Annotated in this window: 12 protein-coding genes and 1 tRNA gene; 6 read left to right on the top strand and 7 right to left on the bottom strand. The window is 55.1% G+C overall.

All coding sequences use genetic code 11. From position 1 onward, the window contains the following. Positions 1 to 204: 204 nt before the first annotated feature. The 3 genes from EYQ49_02720 to aceB form a co-directional block, all read right to left on the bottom strand. A complete protein-coding gene (locus EYQ49_02720) occupies positions 205 to 1,665 on the bottom strand; it encodes an NAD(P)/FAD-dependent oxidoreductase (GenBank protein HIG24794.1) in 1,461 nt (486 codons plus the stop codon). 134 nt (positions 1,666 to 1,799) lie between these two features. Further along, positions 1,800 to 3,086, bottom strand: coding sequence for an isocitrate lyase (aceA, locus tag EYQ49_02725; GenBank protein ID HIG24795.1), 1,287 nt, complete (start codon positions 3,084 to 3,086; stop codon positions 1,800 to 1,802). A 61-nt stretch (positions 3,087 to 3,147) separates the two neighbouring features. Next, a complete protein-coding gene (gene aceB, locus EYQ49_02730; protein ID HIG24796.1) occupies positions 3,148 to 4,734 on the bottom strand; it encodes a malate synthase A in 1,587 nt (528 codons plus the stop codon). Between the two features lie 146 nt (positions 4,735 to 4,880). Between aceB and EYQ49_02735 the strand changes: the two genes are divergently transcribed. Next, positions 4,881 to 6,344 carry an ImmA/IrrE family metallo-endopeptidase gene (locus EYQ49_02735; protein HIG24797.1) on the top strand — a complete coding sequence of 488 codons (1,464 nt, stop codon included), beginning with the start codon at positions 4,881 to 4,883 and terminating at the stop codon, positions 6,342 to 6,344. Here EYQ49_02735 and EYQ49_02740 read toward each other — a convergent pair. The 3 genes from EYQ49_02740 to EYQ49_02750 form a co-directional block, all read right to left on the bottom strand. After that, positions 6,326 to 7,177 carry a phosphodiesterase gene (locus tag EYQ49_02740; protein HIG24798.1) on the bottom strand — a complete coding sequence of 284 codons (852 nt, stop codon included), beginning with the start codon at positions 7,175 to 7,177 and terminating at the stop codon, positions 6,326 to 6,328. The two genes, EYQ49_02735 and EYQ49_02740, sit on opposite strands and share 19 nt — an antisense overlap. 108 nt (positions 7,178 to 7,285) lie before the next feature. Next, entirely contained in the window at positions 7,286 to 8,863 is a 1,578-nt protein-coding gene (locus tag EYQ49_02745; GenBank protein HIG24799.1) for a long-chain fatty acid--CoA ligase, read from the bottom strand. After that, on the bottom strand, positions 8,864 to 9,346 hold the full coding sequence (locus EYQ49_02750) for a MaoC family dehydratase (protein ID HIG24800.1): 483 nt from the start codon (positions 9,344 to 9,346) through the stop codon (positions 8,864 to 8,866). Positions 9,347 to 9,403: 57 nt separating this feature from the next. Here EYQ49_02750 and EYQ49_02755 point away from each other — a divergent pair, with 57 nt between their 5' ends. Next, on the top strand, positions 9,404 to 10,615 hold the full coding sequence (locus tag EYQ49_02755; GenBank protein HIG24801.1) for a class C beta-lactamase-related serine hydrolase: 1,212 nt from the start codon (positions 9,404 to 9,406) through the stop codon (positions 10,613 to 10,615). 4 nt (positions 10,616 to 10,619) lie between these two features. Here the strand turns inward: EYQ49_02755 and EYQ49_02760 are convergent. After that, positions 10,620 to 10,694: transfer RNA gene (locus tag EYQ49_02760), tRNA-Gly, on the bottom strand. A gap of 68 nt (positions 10,695 to 10,762) precedes the next feature. Between EYQ49_02760 and EYQ49_02765 the strand changes: the two genes are divergently transcribed. The 4 genes from EYQ49_02765 (at position 10,763) to clpX (ending at position 15,600) form a co-directional block, all read left to right on the top strand. Beyond that, on the top strand, positions 10,763 to 12,130 hold the full coding sequence (locus EYQ49_02765) for an aminotransferase class V-fold PLP-dependent enzyme (protein ID HIG24802.1): 1,368 nt from the start codon (positions 10,763 to 10,765) through the stop codon (positions 12,128 to 12,130). Positions 12,131 to 12,213: 83 nt separating this feature from the next. Then, complete coding sequence (tig, locus tag EYQ49_02770) at positions 12,214 to 13,647, top strand: trigger factor (GenBank protein ID HIG24803.1); 1,434 nt, start codon at positions 12,214 to 12,216, stop codon at positions 13,645 to 13,647. Continuing rightward, on the top strand, positions 13,644 to 14,291 hold the full coding sequence (locus tag EYQ49_02775; protein HIG24804.1) for an ATP-dependent Clp protease proteolytic subunit: 648 nt from the start codon (positions 13,644 to 13,646) through the stop codon (positions 14,289 to 14,291). Before tig ends, EYQ49_02775 begins: the two co-directional genes overlap by 4 nt. A gap of 49 nt (positions 14,292 to 14,340) precedes the next feature. Continuing rightward, positions 14,341 to 15,600, top strand: a complete 1,260-nt coding sequence (gene clpX / locus EYQ49_02780; GenBank protein ID HIG24805.1) for an ATP-dependent Clp protease ATP-binding subunit ClpX — start codon at positions 14,341 to 14,343, stop codon at positions 15,598 to 15,600. Positions 15,601 to 15,604: the final 4 nt, after the last annotated feature.

Raw genomic sequence — 15,604 nt, forward strand, 5'->3', positions numbered from 1 at the left:
GGGGCAGGGAAGTAAGCGCCATAACCGCCAAAACCACGCCATGCGGGAAGAAACGTAAAGATTTAGGCAAGGAGTACTTGTTCGCCAAAAGAGGCCTCGGTCTGGTTGTTTGAAAAATTGAGCAACGCTGAAGAATTTAGCACCAATGGAAGGTGACACAAGACAGTGGCCTCTGTCGCTCGCTGGTCAAGGCTTTAAGTTCAATCAGTTGATGCGGTAATGCGTGAGGTCGGGTTGCGCCATGACTTCACGAAACTCTTGAAAGGTCCACGGCCAAGCGGCTGGTACGCCGCGATCATCGAGGTACCAACTGCGGCACCCGGTGGCCCACACGGTTTTTTTAGCTTGCTCAACCCGGCGATCTTCGAAAGCATTAGTGGACTCAACAGTAGGAGAAAGTGCCTCGGCTTGACCAGAGCGCAGCAGGTCAATGAGTTGGGCAAAATAAGCAAACTGCAATTCGGCGACCTCGATGAGCGAAAAGTTACCCACCGGCCCGTTGGGGCCATTGAGCATAAACAGGTTCGGAAAACCCGGCACAGCCACCGAAAGGTACGCATTGGGCCGTTTCGCCCAGGCTTCTGAAAGATGCAACCCCTCGGGGTTTATGACGTCAATGGGGCGTAAAAAGCGATCTACTTGAAAACCAGTAGCCACAATCAATACATCAAGTTCATGAAGTTGCCCATCGGCGGTGCGCACCCCGGTTGCTTCCACTTTGGCGATGTTGTCAGTGACCAGCGATGCATTTGGTTTTTGGATTCCCTCATAAAAATTTGGAGAAATAACTAACCGTTTGCAAGCCGCTCGGTAATCGGGGCGCAACTGTTCACGCAATACCGGGTCGGTGACGCTTTCTTCAAGGTTGAGTCGACAGGTTTCTTCAATCATGTGCAGCAACTCAGAGTCGGCATCTACCACGGCGTTAGAAAACCCGTTGGCGAACAGTTCAGAGATTTCATCGTGCAGCGCTACGGCTGTTGACGGGTCGCTGCGAAAACCCGCTCGTTCTTCTTCGGTGTAGGCGGGGTTCTCTTGGGGCATCACCCATTGAGCGGTGCGTTGAAACAAAGTGAGGTGCGCTACCTGGTCGACAATGGTGGGCACGGTTTGGATAGCCGACGAGCCGGTACCGATAATGCCCACCCGGAGGCCGTCAAGAGTCACCGAGGAATCCCAACGGGCGGTGTGCATGAGTTGGCCGGCGAAACTCTGGAGCCCCTCAATGTCGGGCCAGGCCGGGTGGTGAAGTACCCCGGTGGCGGCAATAACTACATCGGCTTGGTCATGGCGCCCGTCATCGGTGGTGATGTGCCAACGCCCATCTTGATGCTTTAGCTCAGTAACTTCAACGCCGTAGATAACAGAACTTTCTACCTCATGGTCGGCGGCTACAGACTCAAGGTAAGCCTGAATCTCCGCCCCGGGAGAGAAGCGGTGGCTCCAGTCGGGGTTGGGGGCAAACGAATAGGAGTACAGGTGCGAGGGCACGTCACAAGCCACCCCGGGGTAATTGTTGTCTCGCCAAGTGCCACCAAGTTTTTCGGCTTTTTCGTAAACCGTCAGATTGGTGATGCCCATTTCTCGCAGTTTGATGACTGACAAAATGCCCGACATGCCGGCACCAATGATGACCACACGAAAGTCTGTGGAGGCTGTGTTCATTTACTGAGTAAACCAGTCAAAACTTGAGCCGTCAAATTGATGATTTGAGGTGTACAGGTTAAAAAAAGAAAGAACCCCCGGCGAGGAGCCGGGGGTTCTTGGTTAACTAATCAAGTCTAAAAAACGAGCATTAGCTAAAACTGTTCTTCTTCGGTAGAGCCGGCCAAAGCCAAGGTAGAAGCGCTGCCACCAGAAATAACGGTGGCCACGTCGTCGAAGTAACCAGCACCCACTTCACGTTGGTGACGGGTAGCGGTGTAGCCGCCGCTTTCGAGGCCAAACTCACGCTGCTGCAACTCAACATAAGCAGTCATGTCGCGCTCGGTGTAGCCCTGGGCTAACTCGAAAGCCGAAGCGTTCAGAGCGTGCCAACCGGCCAAAGTAATGAACTGGAACTTGTAACCCATGGCGCCGAGTTCCCTCTGGAACTTGGCAATGGTGTCGTCGTCCAAAGCGGCCTTCCAGTTAAACGAAGGCGAACAGTTGTAAGCCAGCATTTGATCTGGGTATTCGGCATGAACAGCGTCGGCGAACTCTTTGGCCTGGTCAAGGTCCGGAGTACCGGTCTCGCACCAAATCAAATCGCTATAGGGGGCGTAAGCCAAGGCCCGAGAAATAGGGGTTGCCATACCTGGTTCGGTTTCAAAGAAACCTTCCGCCGTGCGACCACCGGTCAAGAAGGGGCGATCCCGTTCATCAACATCGCTGGTGATCAAGTTGGCGGCCAAAGCATCGGTGCGAGCCAAAACAAGGGTTGGCACACCCATCACATCGGCAGCCAAACGAGCAGCCGTCAAAGTGCGTACGTGCTGTTGAGTAGGGACCAAAACTTTGCCCCCCATGTGGCCACACTTTTTCTCGGAAGCCAATTGGTCCTCGAAGTGAACGCCGGCGGCGCCAGCTTTAATCATGTTTTTCATCAGTTCGTAAACGTTCAAAGCACCACCGAAGCCCGCTTCGGCATCGGCCACGATAGGAGCCAACCACTCACGGTCAGCCCGGCCACCGTTTTCTGCCCACTCAATTTGGTCGGCTCGACGCAAAGCGTTGTTGATGCGTTCCACCACCAAAGGTACCGAGTTCACGGGGTACAGGCTTTGATCAGGGTAAACCTCGCCCGAAGAGTTGGCGTCACCGGCTACTTGCCAGCCCGACAAGTAGATCGCTGGCAACCCGCCCTTGACGTACTCAATGGCTTGGCCACCGGTCATGGCGCCCAAAGCATGAACATAATCCATGTCGTTGATGCGTTCCCACAGCAGGTCGGCGCCGTGCTGAGCCAAAGAACACTCTGGAGTAAACGACCCACGCAAACGCACGACGTCGGCGGCTGAATAGTCACGTTGGACGCCAGCCCAACGAGGGTTTTCGGCCCAATCTTTTTCTAGTTCTTCGACCTGTTGGTTAAAACTCTTTTTCACGTTGCTCTCTTTCGTAAAGGCAGAAGCCTTGGTTGGATTGGTTATTAGTTATTTAAGTAATTCAGTCAAGAAGTTCGTAAAGGGGCAGGGTTAAAAACTCAATAAATTCGTCGGTCAAAGCCAAGTCTTCAAAGACTTGCTTGGCCTGGCCAAAGGGCCATTGGGCAAACATCTCCGCACCCAACGTTTCTTCAATGCTGGCCATCTCTTGTTCGGCGAATTCCCTGACCAGCGCCGGGGTAACCAAACGGCCGTCATCAAGCGAGCATCCGTGTTGAATCCATTGCCAAATTTGTGATCGGCAAATCTCGGCCGTAGCGGCGTCTTCCATCATGTTGTGGATGGCCGCCGCCCCAAGACCATTAAGCCAACCGGCGAGGTAACGCAAGCCAACATAAATGTTGATGCGCAGGCCCTCTTCGGTAATGGACCCCACGGTTTGATCAACGGAAAGCAAAGCGGCGGCGGTAATCGAAACCTCCGGGCGTTGGCGGTCCAGTTGATGAACCGCTCCTTGAAGCACCGCATCAAACTCGGCCTGAGCAACCGGCACCAAATCAGGGTGCGCCACCCAAGTGCCATCGCAACCATCGGCCGCTTCAAGCGCTTTGCCCTGCGTTACTTTGGCAATGGCGTGTTCGGTTACTTCTGGGTCGTGGCGGTTAGGTATAAAGGCCGCCATCCCGCCCATGGCGTGAACCCCACGTTTGTGGCAGGTCGCAATGAGTAACTCGGTGTAGGCCCGCATAAAAGGTGCAGTCATCGAAACATCGTTGCGGTCGGGCAACACAAAAGACTTATGGGCAGCAAACTTTTTGGCCACCGAAAAAATGTAGTCCCATCGCCCGGCGTTCAACCCCGCCGAATGTTCCCGCAGTTCGTAAATGATTTCGTCCATTTCGAAAGCGGCCAAAATGGTTTCAATCAACACGGTGGCTCGAATGGACCCTCGAGGAATGTTCAGTGCATCCTGCGCATGGTTAAACACGTCGTTCCATAAGCGAGCCTCAAGGTGACTCTCTAACTTGGGCAGGTAGTAAAAAGGCCCCGCACCCTGATCAAGAGATTTTTGTGCCCCGTGAAAAAAAGTTAAGGCGAAGTCCACCAGGCTGGCCGGAGCGGCTTGCCCATCAACCATCACGTGGCGTTCGTCGAGGTGCCAACCGCGGAAACGCACAAACAAGGTGGCGATTTCATCGTTCAACTGGTAATGCTTTTCGCCTTGATCCAAGGTGATGTTGCGGCGGTAGGCGTCACGGATGTTTATTTGGCCAGACACCACATTGTCCCAAGTGGGGCTCGTGGCGTCTTCGCAATCGGCCATAAAAACTCGCGCCCCAGAGTTCAAAGCGTTGATCATCATTTTGCGGTCGGTGGGCCCGGTGATTTCGACCCGGCGATCCATCAAAGGCTCTGGCTCGGGAGAGGCTTTCCAATCGCCAGAGCGCACCGCAGCGGTTTCCGGCAAGAAGTCAGGAAACTCACCTAGGTTAATGCGTTCTTGGCGCTCTACACGAGCCGATAAAAGGTCATCGCGGCGGCCCCGGAAGGTGCGAACTAAATCGGCAACAAAAGCAGTGGCCTCCGGGGTAAAGACTTCTTCACCAAGAGGATGATCATCTATTTGGACACCGGGTTGATTGTGCACGTCTGGTTTTCCTGCTTTTGGGTTACTTCTTCGTGATGATCTCAATTATCTAATGTTTTAAAGATTTTGTGGTAGTGGGGCGAGCAAAAACTTGGCCTACCCTGTTGAAAACCAGAAAAAACGTGAAAATTCGGAAGAGGAACGCCATGAGTAACGAAAAATTTGATTTGAAAATGATGGGCCACCAAATACGTCACCACCGAAAAGCCCAAGGCCTCACGCTAATCGCCTTGGGAGAGATCATTAATCGCCCAGCCTCTTACCTTAGTCAACTCGAAAACGGGCATCTTGAGCCCAAACTGGGGGTGCTGGCCAACCTGGCTACCGCACTAAATTGCAGCACCACCGACCTGCTTAGCACCGCCCCACCCAACCCTCGAGCAGCGCTAGAAGTCGAGTTGCACCACTATCAAAACAGTGTATGGCGCACCGAACTGGGCATACCGGAAGTCCGCCCCGGAGCCACCATGACCACCGATGTGCTCCAAACATTGGTCGGTTTGTACCGCGCTCTCCCCAGCCAACCCATAAGTCGCACCGGGCTAGCTCGCCAAGAAGCAGGGGACCGAGCCCGAAGCGCCAACTTGTCTTTGCGCACCGAAATGCGCAGTACTAACAACTATTACCCGCACATAGAAACCGAAGCCGCCGCCTGCCTAGAAGCCGTGGGCTACAACGGGCAAGGGCCCCCATCAGAAAAAAACGTCACCGACCTCGCCGCCCACTACGGCTTCACCATCGAACGAGTAAAGGGAATGCCCGTAACCGCCCGCTCAGTAAGCGACACCCGGCGACGGGTGATTTACATTCCCCAACGCGACGACCTCAGCGTACGGTCGGCCCGCTCGGTAGTGCTGCAAACCCTGGGCCACTTTGCCCTCGAACACGCCGACACCACCGACTTCGAGGACTACCTTCGCCAACGCATCGAATCAAACTACTTTGCCGCCGCAGTGCTGGTGCCCCAAGATACCGCCTTGGCGTTTCTTAATGTGTCCAAAGAAAACGGCGACCTGTCTATCGAAGATCTCAAAGAGCGTTACTACGTTTCGTACGAAATGGCCGCCCACCGCTTTACCAACTTGGCCACCTCGCAACTTGATGTACCCGTACATTTTTTGCGCACCGACCCCGAAGGCACCATTACCAAAGCCTACGAAAACGACGGCATGGAGTTTCCCTCCGACGCCGACGGGGCGCTGGAAGGCGAACGGGTGGGCCGCCACTGGGGGGCACGCCAAGTGTGGGCCTCATCGGACGTGCTGCATTACCAGTACACCACCACCGATGCCGGCGAGTTTTGGTGCGTGACCTATGTAGAAAACGCTACCGAGCGCACCCCGTATGCCGTCACCTTGGGTTGTCGGTCCGACCACGCCCACTGGTTTCGCGGCAGCGAAACCGTACGCCGGTTAAGCGCACGTAGCGAAGACGTAGCCGCCAACCCCGAAATGATCAAACGCTGGGAAGGCGTAGCCTGGCCCTCGGCCGCCGAACGAAGTTTCGTGTTAACCGCCTTGCCGCCCGCTAGTCGAGACTTTACGCCCTTCCCCGGGGTGGACGTCATAGATATTTATCGGTTCTTGGACCGTCAACGACCCGGCAGGTAATCGTTGCTTTCCGTGGCACCCTCAATAACTTGGGTGGCAAAATCGGAAAGGTCAAAAGAGTCCGAAGCGCAAACCGTGGCCGTGTGGGTCACAAAACAATTGCTGGCCCAACGATGCAACAGGTAGCCCGGTGGCTCATTAGTAAAACTGCCACGCCCGGGGCGTAGATCTAAACCCAATTGTAAAAAAGTAGACGGACACCCGGTGACCGCCGCCGTACCGATGGTGGTGCATATGGTGCGATGCAAGTGCCCAGTGGCCACCAAACGAACCTGGGGATGCGCAGCGATGACGGCCCGAAAGCGTTCGATCTGACGCAAACCAGAAATATCCATGAACACCAAGCCCGAAGCAAAAGGCGGAAAATGCGTGAAAACTAAAGTGGGCCGGTCGGACTGTGCCGCCAAGGTGTCTTCAAGCCAAGCGGCTCGTTCATCATCAAAATCCCCGTGATGGAGGCCCTCGACCGAAGCATCTAAACCCACCAAGCGCACCGGATAATCCTCTACCACGTAACTGCAATGCCCGTTGGCCAGACTGGCCGGCAACTGCGCAGAGAAAATTTGGCAGAAAATATCATTGGCGTCGTGATTGCCCGGCAAAGGCAGCAAAGGAATGTTCAACGGCGCCAACACTCGGCTGAGTTCGGCGTATTGAGCAGCAGTGCCATCGTTGGTGAGGTCACCGGTAGCCAAGACCACATCGGGGGCTACCGGCAAAGCGTTGAGTTCAGCAACCACCGCAGCCAAGGTGTCAGAAGGGTTAGCCAACGCATCTAACGGGCTGGCGTCTGCCTGAATATGGCAGTCAGAAATTTGAGCAATAAGCACCAAGAAACCCTACCAACCCACTACCAACACCCCGCCAACCCACCCAAAAGTCCGTTACATGGGGACTGCCCCCATGTAACGGACTTTTGAGGAGGAGAAGTGAAGTGAGGGTTAGTGGTTGGAGCGGAGGGCTTTTTTGTCGACCTTGCCTACGGCCAGTAAAGGCAACTCGTCGAGAAACAAGATTTGTTTAGGAACCTTGTAGTTGGCTAAATGCTGGGCGGCAAAAGCCCGGAGTTCTTCAGCAGACGGTGCATCGGTTTCTGCGCCCACCACGTAAGCCACCCCCACCTCTTGGAATCTTGGGTCGGGCACGCTAATCACCGCAACTATGGCCACCCCTGGGTGCTCCTCTAGAGCCAACTCAACCTCACGGGGGTACACGTTGTACCCGCCGCTTTTAAACATTTCGCTCATGCGACCCACGATTTGTAAATTTCCATCCGGGCGCTCCATCGCCAGATCGCCGGTATGAAACCAGCCGTCCTCGGTAAAAGCCGCTGTAGTGGCGTCGGGCAGTTGCCAATACCCAGCCAAAGTAAAATCGCCCTTGACTTGGATTTCCCCCGCTTCACCCAGCTGAGCCAACCGCCCATCGGGGTGCCAGATACGTAGCGGTTGTCGTGCATCGGGGGTGCCGATGGTGGTGGCCAGCACCTCAACAGAATCATGCAATCCGCTGTAGGTCACCCCGCCGGTGGTTTCGGTCATGCCATAACCCATAGTGCATCGAGTGCAATTGGTTTTGTCCATCAAAGCCTGCAACAACTCGGCGGGCATGGCCGACCCGCCCCAAGCCAAGAGGTCAATCGCCGTGAGATCGGTTTGGGCAAAGTCTGGGTGGCTCACACACATTTGCAACATGGTGGGCACCCCGACCATGGTGTTGAGGTGTTCGGCGGCCATAAGTGAAAGCACCGCGCCGGGCGAAAAACGTTCTTGAAAATATATTGTGCCGCCGCCCACCAAAGTGCGGCCGCAGATATCGCCAATGGCTGCTACATGGTTGATGGGAAAGTTGCAGATAAGGCGACGCTTAGCGAGGCCCTTGCGCTCAATAGCGATGACATGACAAAAGTTGGTACCCCGGTGGGTAAGCAACGCCCCCTTAGGTCGGCCGGTACTGCCCGAGGTGTAGACAAGGTAAGCCGGGTCCAGTGGGTTGGTCTCTTGGCGACGGGCCAGCAACTGGCGGCCAGAAATATTTTGAGCTTGAAGTAAAAAATCTTCCCAAGATGTTCCCTGGCGGTCCGTGGGTTGGTCAAAAAGGATAAGTTTTTGGATGCTTTGGTGTTCTTGAGCCAAAGCAAGGAGTTTCTCTTGGTTGTTGTCGCCCTCAACATCATTAAACCCAAAAAGCAAACAGGGGCCGGCATCGTTGACCACATGGTCCAACTCGTCGGCGGTGTACTTGGGGTTGAGGCCCACCCAAATGGCGCCAATACTGGTCACCGCTAAAAAGTGAATAAAAAACTCAGGCCGCGGATTGCTCATCATGGCCACCCGGTCTTGTTTCTGCACGCCGGTCGCCAACAAGGCTCGAGCGGCCTGGTCGACCAACTCTTTGGTTTGGGCAAAAGACAAAGCGCTATCTTCAAAAACCATGAAATCTTGGTCGGGAAGAAGCTTCGCCTGACGGTCTAAATGATCGGTAATCAAATCCAGGATCGGCAACAGGGTGTCCGACATTTACGGATCCTCCGGGGCGAGTTGTAAATAACCCAACCAGTCGGCGACCAAAGCCGGAGCATCCGAGCCTTCAACTTCCACCGTGGCTTTCATGGTCATCAAGGCCGCTTGGTCGCCCCGGGGTTTGATGTCGGCCAAGAAAAAACGGCCCCTTATCCGGCTATCTACCGGCACTGGAGCAATAATGCGTACCCGGTCAAAGCCGTAGTTCAAACGAAATGCCACCTCGTCTTGGGGAAGGCGCAGATTTTTTGCAAAACCGGTGAGGCACGACAACATCATGAAGCCCTGGACAATGGTTCCGCCAAAAGGGGCAACCTCTTTGGCCAACTCTGGGTCGTTATGAATAGGCCCGGCATCCCCCGTTAAGGCAGAAAACTGGTCAATGGCTGCTTGGTCAATAAATTTCCAGTCGCTGACCCCAAGCTCTTGGCCGCAGAGCGCAAAAAGTTCAGGCAACCGTTGGGAAATTTCTTGAGACATGGGGGGCTCCTAATGGGTGAGTAAGAAGGTCACGTGTGCCTAGACTACGGTCGAGCCATGCAGAACCAGAACCCGGAGTCGCCCCAGCAGGCTGGTGGCTGGATGCAGGGCTTTCCGCCGCCACCGGAAAAAACCGTGCGCTTCGCTGACGGCAGTTATTACGCTTGGCCGCGCACCCAGTGGAGTTTTAACCACATGGAGCAGTTGGTGCCCACCAAAGAGGTATGGCGGGGCAGTGGAGCCTGTCGCCCGTTGGGGGCTCATCTCCATGATTTTTCGCACCTACGCATTATTGATGGGGCAGGACAAGAGCACTCATGGTCTGAAGCGCTGGCCGCTATCCACACCGACGCTTTGGCCATCTATCACCGAGGAAACTTAGTTTTCGAACAATATTTCAACGAAAGTGGCCCCCACCAACGCCACCTTTTGATGTCCTGCAACAAGTCTATGGTGGGCTTGGTAGCCGAATGCTTGATCGCTGACGGCACCCTCAACGACCAAGACCTTGTGCCTACTTTGGTTCCCGAATTGGCCGATTCTGCTTGGGGGGATGCCAGCATCCGGCAAATTATGGATATGACCATCGGCATGCATTTTCACGAGGACTACCTCGACCCAGATTCTGACGTGTGGCGGTTTATGCGCTCTACCGGTATGGCCCCCCGTCAACCCGGCGACCCGGCAATCATTGCCGACTATTTGCCTACGGTTAAAAAAGAAGGCAACCATGGAGAAGCTTTTGCTTACCGAGAGCCCAACATTTTTGTTTTGGGCTGGGTAGTGAGGCGAGCGGCCGGCCGAGACCTCGCCACCTTGGCTTCTGTTCTCGTCTGGCAACACCTTGGGGCCGAACACGACTGGGTGTATATGGTCGACGACAGCGGAGCCGAAACCACCGCTGCCGCCACCCTGCGAGACTTTGTGCGTTTTGGTGCGTTGATGCTCAACGGCGGGCAAGTAGCGGGCCAACAAGTAGTGCCGACTGCTGCGGTAAAAAACATCTTGTGTGGCGGCGACCAAGAAGCTTTTGCCCAAGGGGACTACCCCGAGTTGCCGGGGTGGTCATACCGTTCGCAATGGTGGATGCGCCACCATCAAGGTCGGATTTGTCCGACTGCTCGAGGGGCCCACGGGCAAATGCTTTATCTCGACCCGGCACAAGATTTAATCATTGTTCGGTTTGGATCGGCACCCGATGCACCGTCGTACTTGGCCGACTCCATCATGTGGCCATTGGTTGATGCCATCAGTGCAGAGCTAAAATAAACACTTGAGCGGGTGACGAGAATCGAACTCGCATCATCAGCTTGGAAGGCTGAGGTTCTAGCCGTTGAACTACACCCACGACGGCGCTGATGCTAGCGCAAGAAAACGCTGCTTGAGGCATTGCTTTGCCCACTACAGTTCTGCACTATGAGCTTGCACGAATTTGACGATGAAACCGATGAGTTGATTTGGTCGGTTTTTCGCTACTCCTTAGACCGCATTAAGAACCAGCCCCCGTTGGACGGCCCGATGACCGCCGACGAACTTTTTGACCGAGTGGGCCAAACCATCTCCCCGCAAGGTATGGGAGGCAACGCCGCCTTAGCGGCCTACGCCGAACACCTCGCCCCAGCCAGCCTGTCGGCCGACCACCCCCGTTACCTGTCTTACGTGCCCGGTGCGCCCAGCAAAACCGCCGCCGTGTTCGACCTCGTGGTGGGCTCATCATCAACGTGCGGGTCATCGTGGTTAGACGGTGCCGGTTTGATTTACGCAGAAAACCAAGCCCTGCGTTGGCTGGCCGACCTGGCCGACCTGCCCGACGAAGCAGGCGGCTGTTTTGTTTCGGGCGGCACCACGGCCAACCTTTCGGCCTTAGTAGCAGCCCGCTACACCGCCAACCAAAAACGCCAAGACGCCGGCCAAGGACGCCCCGACCGTTGGGCCATGCTGGTGGCCGACAGCGCCCACTCATCGGTGGCTTCAGCAGCCATGGCTATGGACGTAGAAATCATCCTCGTACCAGTAGACGAACAACAACGCTTGCGTGGCGACGCCGTGCGGAAGGCTTGCCAAAACCGCCCTGACGGCACTGAAATTTTTGCCGTGGTGGCTACCGCTGGAACCACCAACATGGGGATCATCGATGCCCTAGAAGAAATAGGCGCCGCCGCCCAAGACCTTGACCTGTGGTTTCACATTGACGCCGCTTACGGCGGGGGAGCCCTCGCAGCGCCATCGGTACGGCCCCAATTTGCAGGAATAGAACTTTGCGACTCGTTGACCATCGACCCCCACAAATGGCTCTATGCCCCCTTTGACTGCGCCGCCCTGCTTTATCGCAACCCCGAGTTGGCGCGCCGAGCCCACACACAAAAAGCCAACTACCTCGATGGCATTGCCCTCCGGGACGAATGGAACCCCAGCGACCTAGCTATTCACCTGACCCGCCGTCCCCGCGGCCTGCCCTTCTGGTTTTCGTTGGCCGTCCACGGTACCGACGCCTACCAACAAGCCATCGAAACTACTTTGACGGTAAGCCAACAAGCCCACCAGTTGATCCAAGCGGCCCCGTATCTAGAGATGGTCTACCCACCCTCACTATCGGTGCTGGTCTTTCGCCGAACCGGTTGGAACGCCAAGCAATACCAGGAATGGTCCGACGACCTGCTGGCCCGAGAGATCGCTTTGGTGGTACCCACCAAGGTGGATGAGGAAACCGTTTTGCGGTTATGCATCATCAACCCGCTAACCACCAAAGACGACATCGCCGTGGTAGTGGACGCTCTGGCCTAAAGATCCACAAGGCTGCGCCAAAAAAGAGAAATCCTCGCCAAAACCATGCGGTTACCGGCCGAAGGCCCCGGTAGGCTCCGTTCATTGTGAACAGCACCCGTGAAATATTGGATGGCGACCGAGTAAAGCTCAGCGTGGCCGTCGACGAAAAAGAATTCGACCAAGCGGTAGACGTGGCCTTTCGGCGCATCGCCAAAGAGGTGAGGCTTCCCGGCTTTCGCCCCGGCAAAGCGCCCCGCAAAATCTTGGAAGCACGCTTAGGGGCCGACGCCGGCCGCCAGGAAGCTATCCAAGATGCGGTACCCGAGCATTATGTAAAAGCGCTTATCGAACACCAAATTGACGCCATTGACTCGCCTCAGTTTGAAGTTACCGGCGGTGAAAGCGGCGGCGCTCTGACCTTTACCGCCATTGTGCCGGTACGTCCCAAAGTGACGGTCACTGATTATCAAAGCCTGCGGGTAGAAATCCCCAGCCCGGTAGCCAGTGACGAAGACGTTGACCAACAGATTGATGCTTTGCGGCAACAATTTTCCAGCCTTGAAGACGTGGACCGTCCGGTCGAAGACGGCGACCAAGTCACCATTGACATTGACGGCACGCTCGACGGCGAAGCAGTCGAAGGCCTCACCACCAGCGACTACCTCTACGAAGTAGGGGCCGGAGCAGTAGTGCCAGAAATTGACGAAAACTTGCAGGGCGCCTCTAGCGGCGACACCGTAGATTTTGATGCCGACCACCCCGATGCTGACGAAGACGGCAAGTTGAACTTCAGCATCGAAATAAAAAAGGTACAAGAACGAGTGCTGCCAGAGGTAGACGACGAGTTTGCCGCCCAGGCTTCGGAGTTTGCTACGGCCGATGAACTCCGAGAAGACACCAAAAAACGCATCACCGACATGAAACGCTCACAAGCTGCTTCGCAAGCTCGGGACCTCATGGCGCAAGCTTTGGGAGAATTGGTCACCCTTGACCCGCCCGCCTCTTTAATCGAAACCGAAGTAACTAATCGTTTGCAAGACATGGCCATGCGTTTGCAATCCCAAGGCATGGATATGGAGCGCTACCTCGAAGCCATCGGGCAAGACGTAGCCACCCTGCGTGAAAGCTTTTCTGAAGGGGCCGACCTTTCCGTAAAAGTAGACCTTGCCTTGCGTTGTGTGGTGGCCGCCGAAGGGCTCGAACCCGACGAAGAAAAATTTGACGAATACTTTGCCCTGCTGGCCACCCAAATGGGTAGCGACGCCGAAGACGCTCGAGAGATCTTGACTTCTTCGGGTCGCATGATCGACTTGGAAGCCGATCTGGGCAAACAAGCAGCCATTGAATGGCTCTACGAACGAGCAGAAATAGTCGACGAAGACGGAACAGTCATAGACCGAGCCGACCTTGAGCCGCCCGAAGTTGAAGAATCAGCTAGCGAAGTGTCAGATACTGAAGAACCCGCCGAAAGTAGCACCGCTACCGACGAAGAAACGTCGGACAGCGACGAACCACAGGAAGAAGATAACCAATGAGCTTGGCCGACCTGAAGATCCAAAACTATTTGGTGCCCACCGTGGTGGAACAAACCAATCGTGGTGAACGGGCCTATGACCTGTATTCGCGTCTGCTGAAAGAAAACATCATTTTCATTGGTACGCCCATAGATGACACCATCGCCAACTTGGTGTGCGCACAGTTGCTGCACTTGGAATCAGAAAACCCTGACCGAGACATCAGCCTGTACATCAACTCACCGGGAGGCGACATCAACGGCTTGTTCGCCATCTACGACACCATGCAATACATCCGCCCCGACATCACCACCATTTGCTTTGGCCAAGCAGCCTCCGCAGCAGCGGTGTTGCTGGCTGCCGGAACGCCCGGCAAACGGCTTGCTTTGCCTCACGCCCGGGTGCTCATTCACCAGCCTTACGCCGGGGCACAAGGACAAGCGACCGATATCGAATTGGCCGCAAAAGAAATCCAACGTTTAAAAGAACAACTTGAAGAAATTTTAGCTCGCCACACCGGTCAAGATATTGCCCGCATCCACCAAGACACCGACCGTGATTTTGTATTGACCGCTGCTGAAGCCAAAGAGTATGGCATCATTGATGAGGTGATCAACGAGCGGTCCATCGTGGACAACACGGGGGCCATCTCAGCGGTTGACTAATCAACCGAAACAGCAAGCGAAAATCAACAAGTAAGCGAAAGGGGGACCGGTGGCCAAATTTGGTGAAGGAGGAGAACTCCTCAAATGCTCTTTTTGCGGCAAAACGCAAAAGTTGGTGAAAAAACTGATTGCCGGACCCGGCGTTTATATTTGCGATGAATGCATTGACCTCTGCAACGAGATCATCGAAGAAGAACTCTCTGAACCCAGCGAAGTAACGCTGGACAAACTGCCTCGCCCCCGAGAAATCAACGCCTTTTTAGACGACTACATTGTGGGCCAAGAACAAGCCAAAAAGATACTCTCGGTCGCTGTGTACAACCACTACAAACGAATCCAAGTAGGGGACAAAAACGGCGAAGACGTAGAACTGGCCAAATCAAACATTTTGCTTATCGGCCCCACCGGCTGCGGGAAAACCCTCATGGCCCAAACGCTGGCCCGCATGCTTGACGTGCCCTTCGCTATTGCCGACGCCACCGCATTAACCGAAGCAGGCTATGTGGGCGAAGACGTTGAAAACATTTTGCTTAAGCTCATTCAATCAGCCGACCAAGACATTAAGCGAGCCGAAACCGGCATTATCTATATAGACGAGATAGACAAAATCGCTCGCAAAAGCGAAAACCCGTCAATCACCCGAGACGTCTCCGGCGAAGGCGTGCAACAAGCGTTGCTCAAAATTCTTGAAGGTGCCGTGGCCTCGGTGCCTCCCCAGGGTGGGCGCAAACACCCCCACCAAGAGTTCATGCAAATTGACACCACCAACATCTTGTTTATCTGCGGTGGTGCTTTTTCCGGGTTAGAGGATGTGGTGGAAGCACGGTTAGGGGGCAGCGGTGTGGGTTTCGGCGCCGATGTGCGGTCACCTGGCGAAAAAGACCTTGGAGGATTATTCGCTTCAGTGCGCCCCGAAGACCTCACCAAGTTTGGGTTGATTCCCGAGTTCATCGGCCGCCTCCCGGTGGTAGGCACGGTCAACCAACTCGAAACCGATGCCTTGATAAAAATATTGACTGAGCCACGTAACGCTTTGGTTAAGCAATACCAGCGCATCTTCGCCTTTGAAGACGTGACACTGACCTTCACCGAGGAAGCCCTAACGGCCATTGCCGAACAAGCACTAGAACGAGGCACCGGTGCCCGCGGATTGCGGTCCATCTTGGAAGAAGTTCTGCTGGGCACCATGTACGAATTACCCGGCGGTAGCGACATTGAAGAAGTAGTGGTCGATGCAGATTGTGTGGCCGAACGCACCGCCCCTACGTTGATTAGCCGTGGGTCTTCGCCCAAACGCGCCGCTTCCTAACCTG

The organism is Acidimicrobiia bacterium, from assembly GCA_012959995.1.
GTDB lineage: Bacteria > Actinomycetota > Acidimicrobiia > Acidimicrobiales > MedAcidi-G1 > MedAcidi-G2B.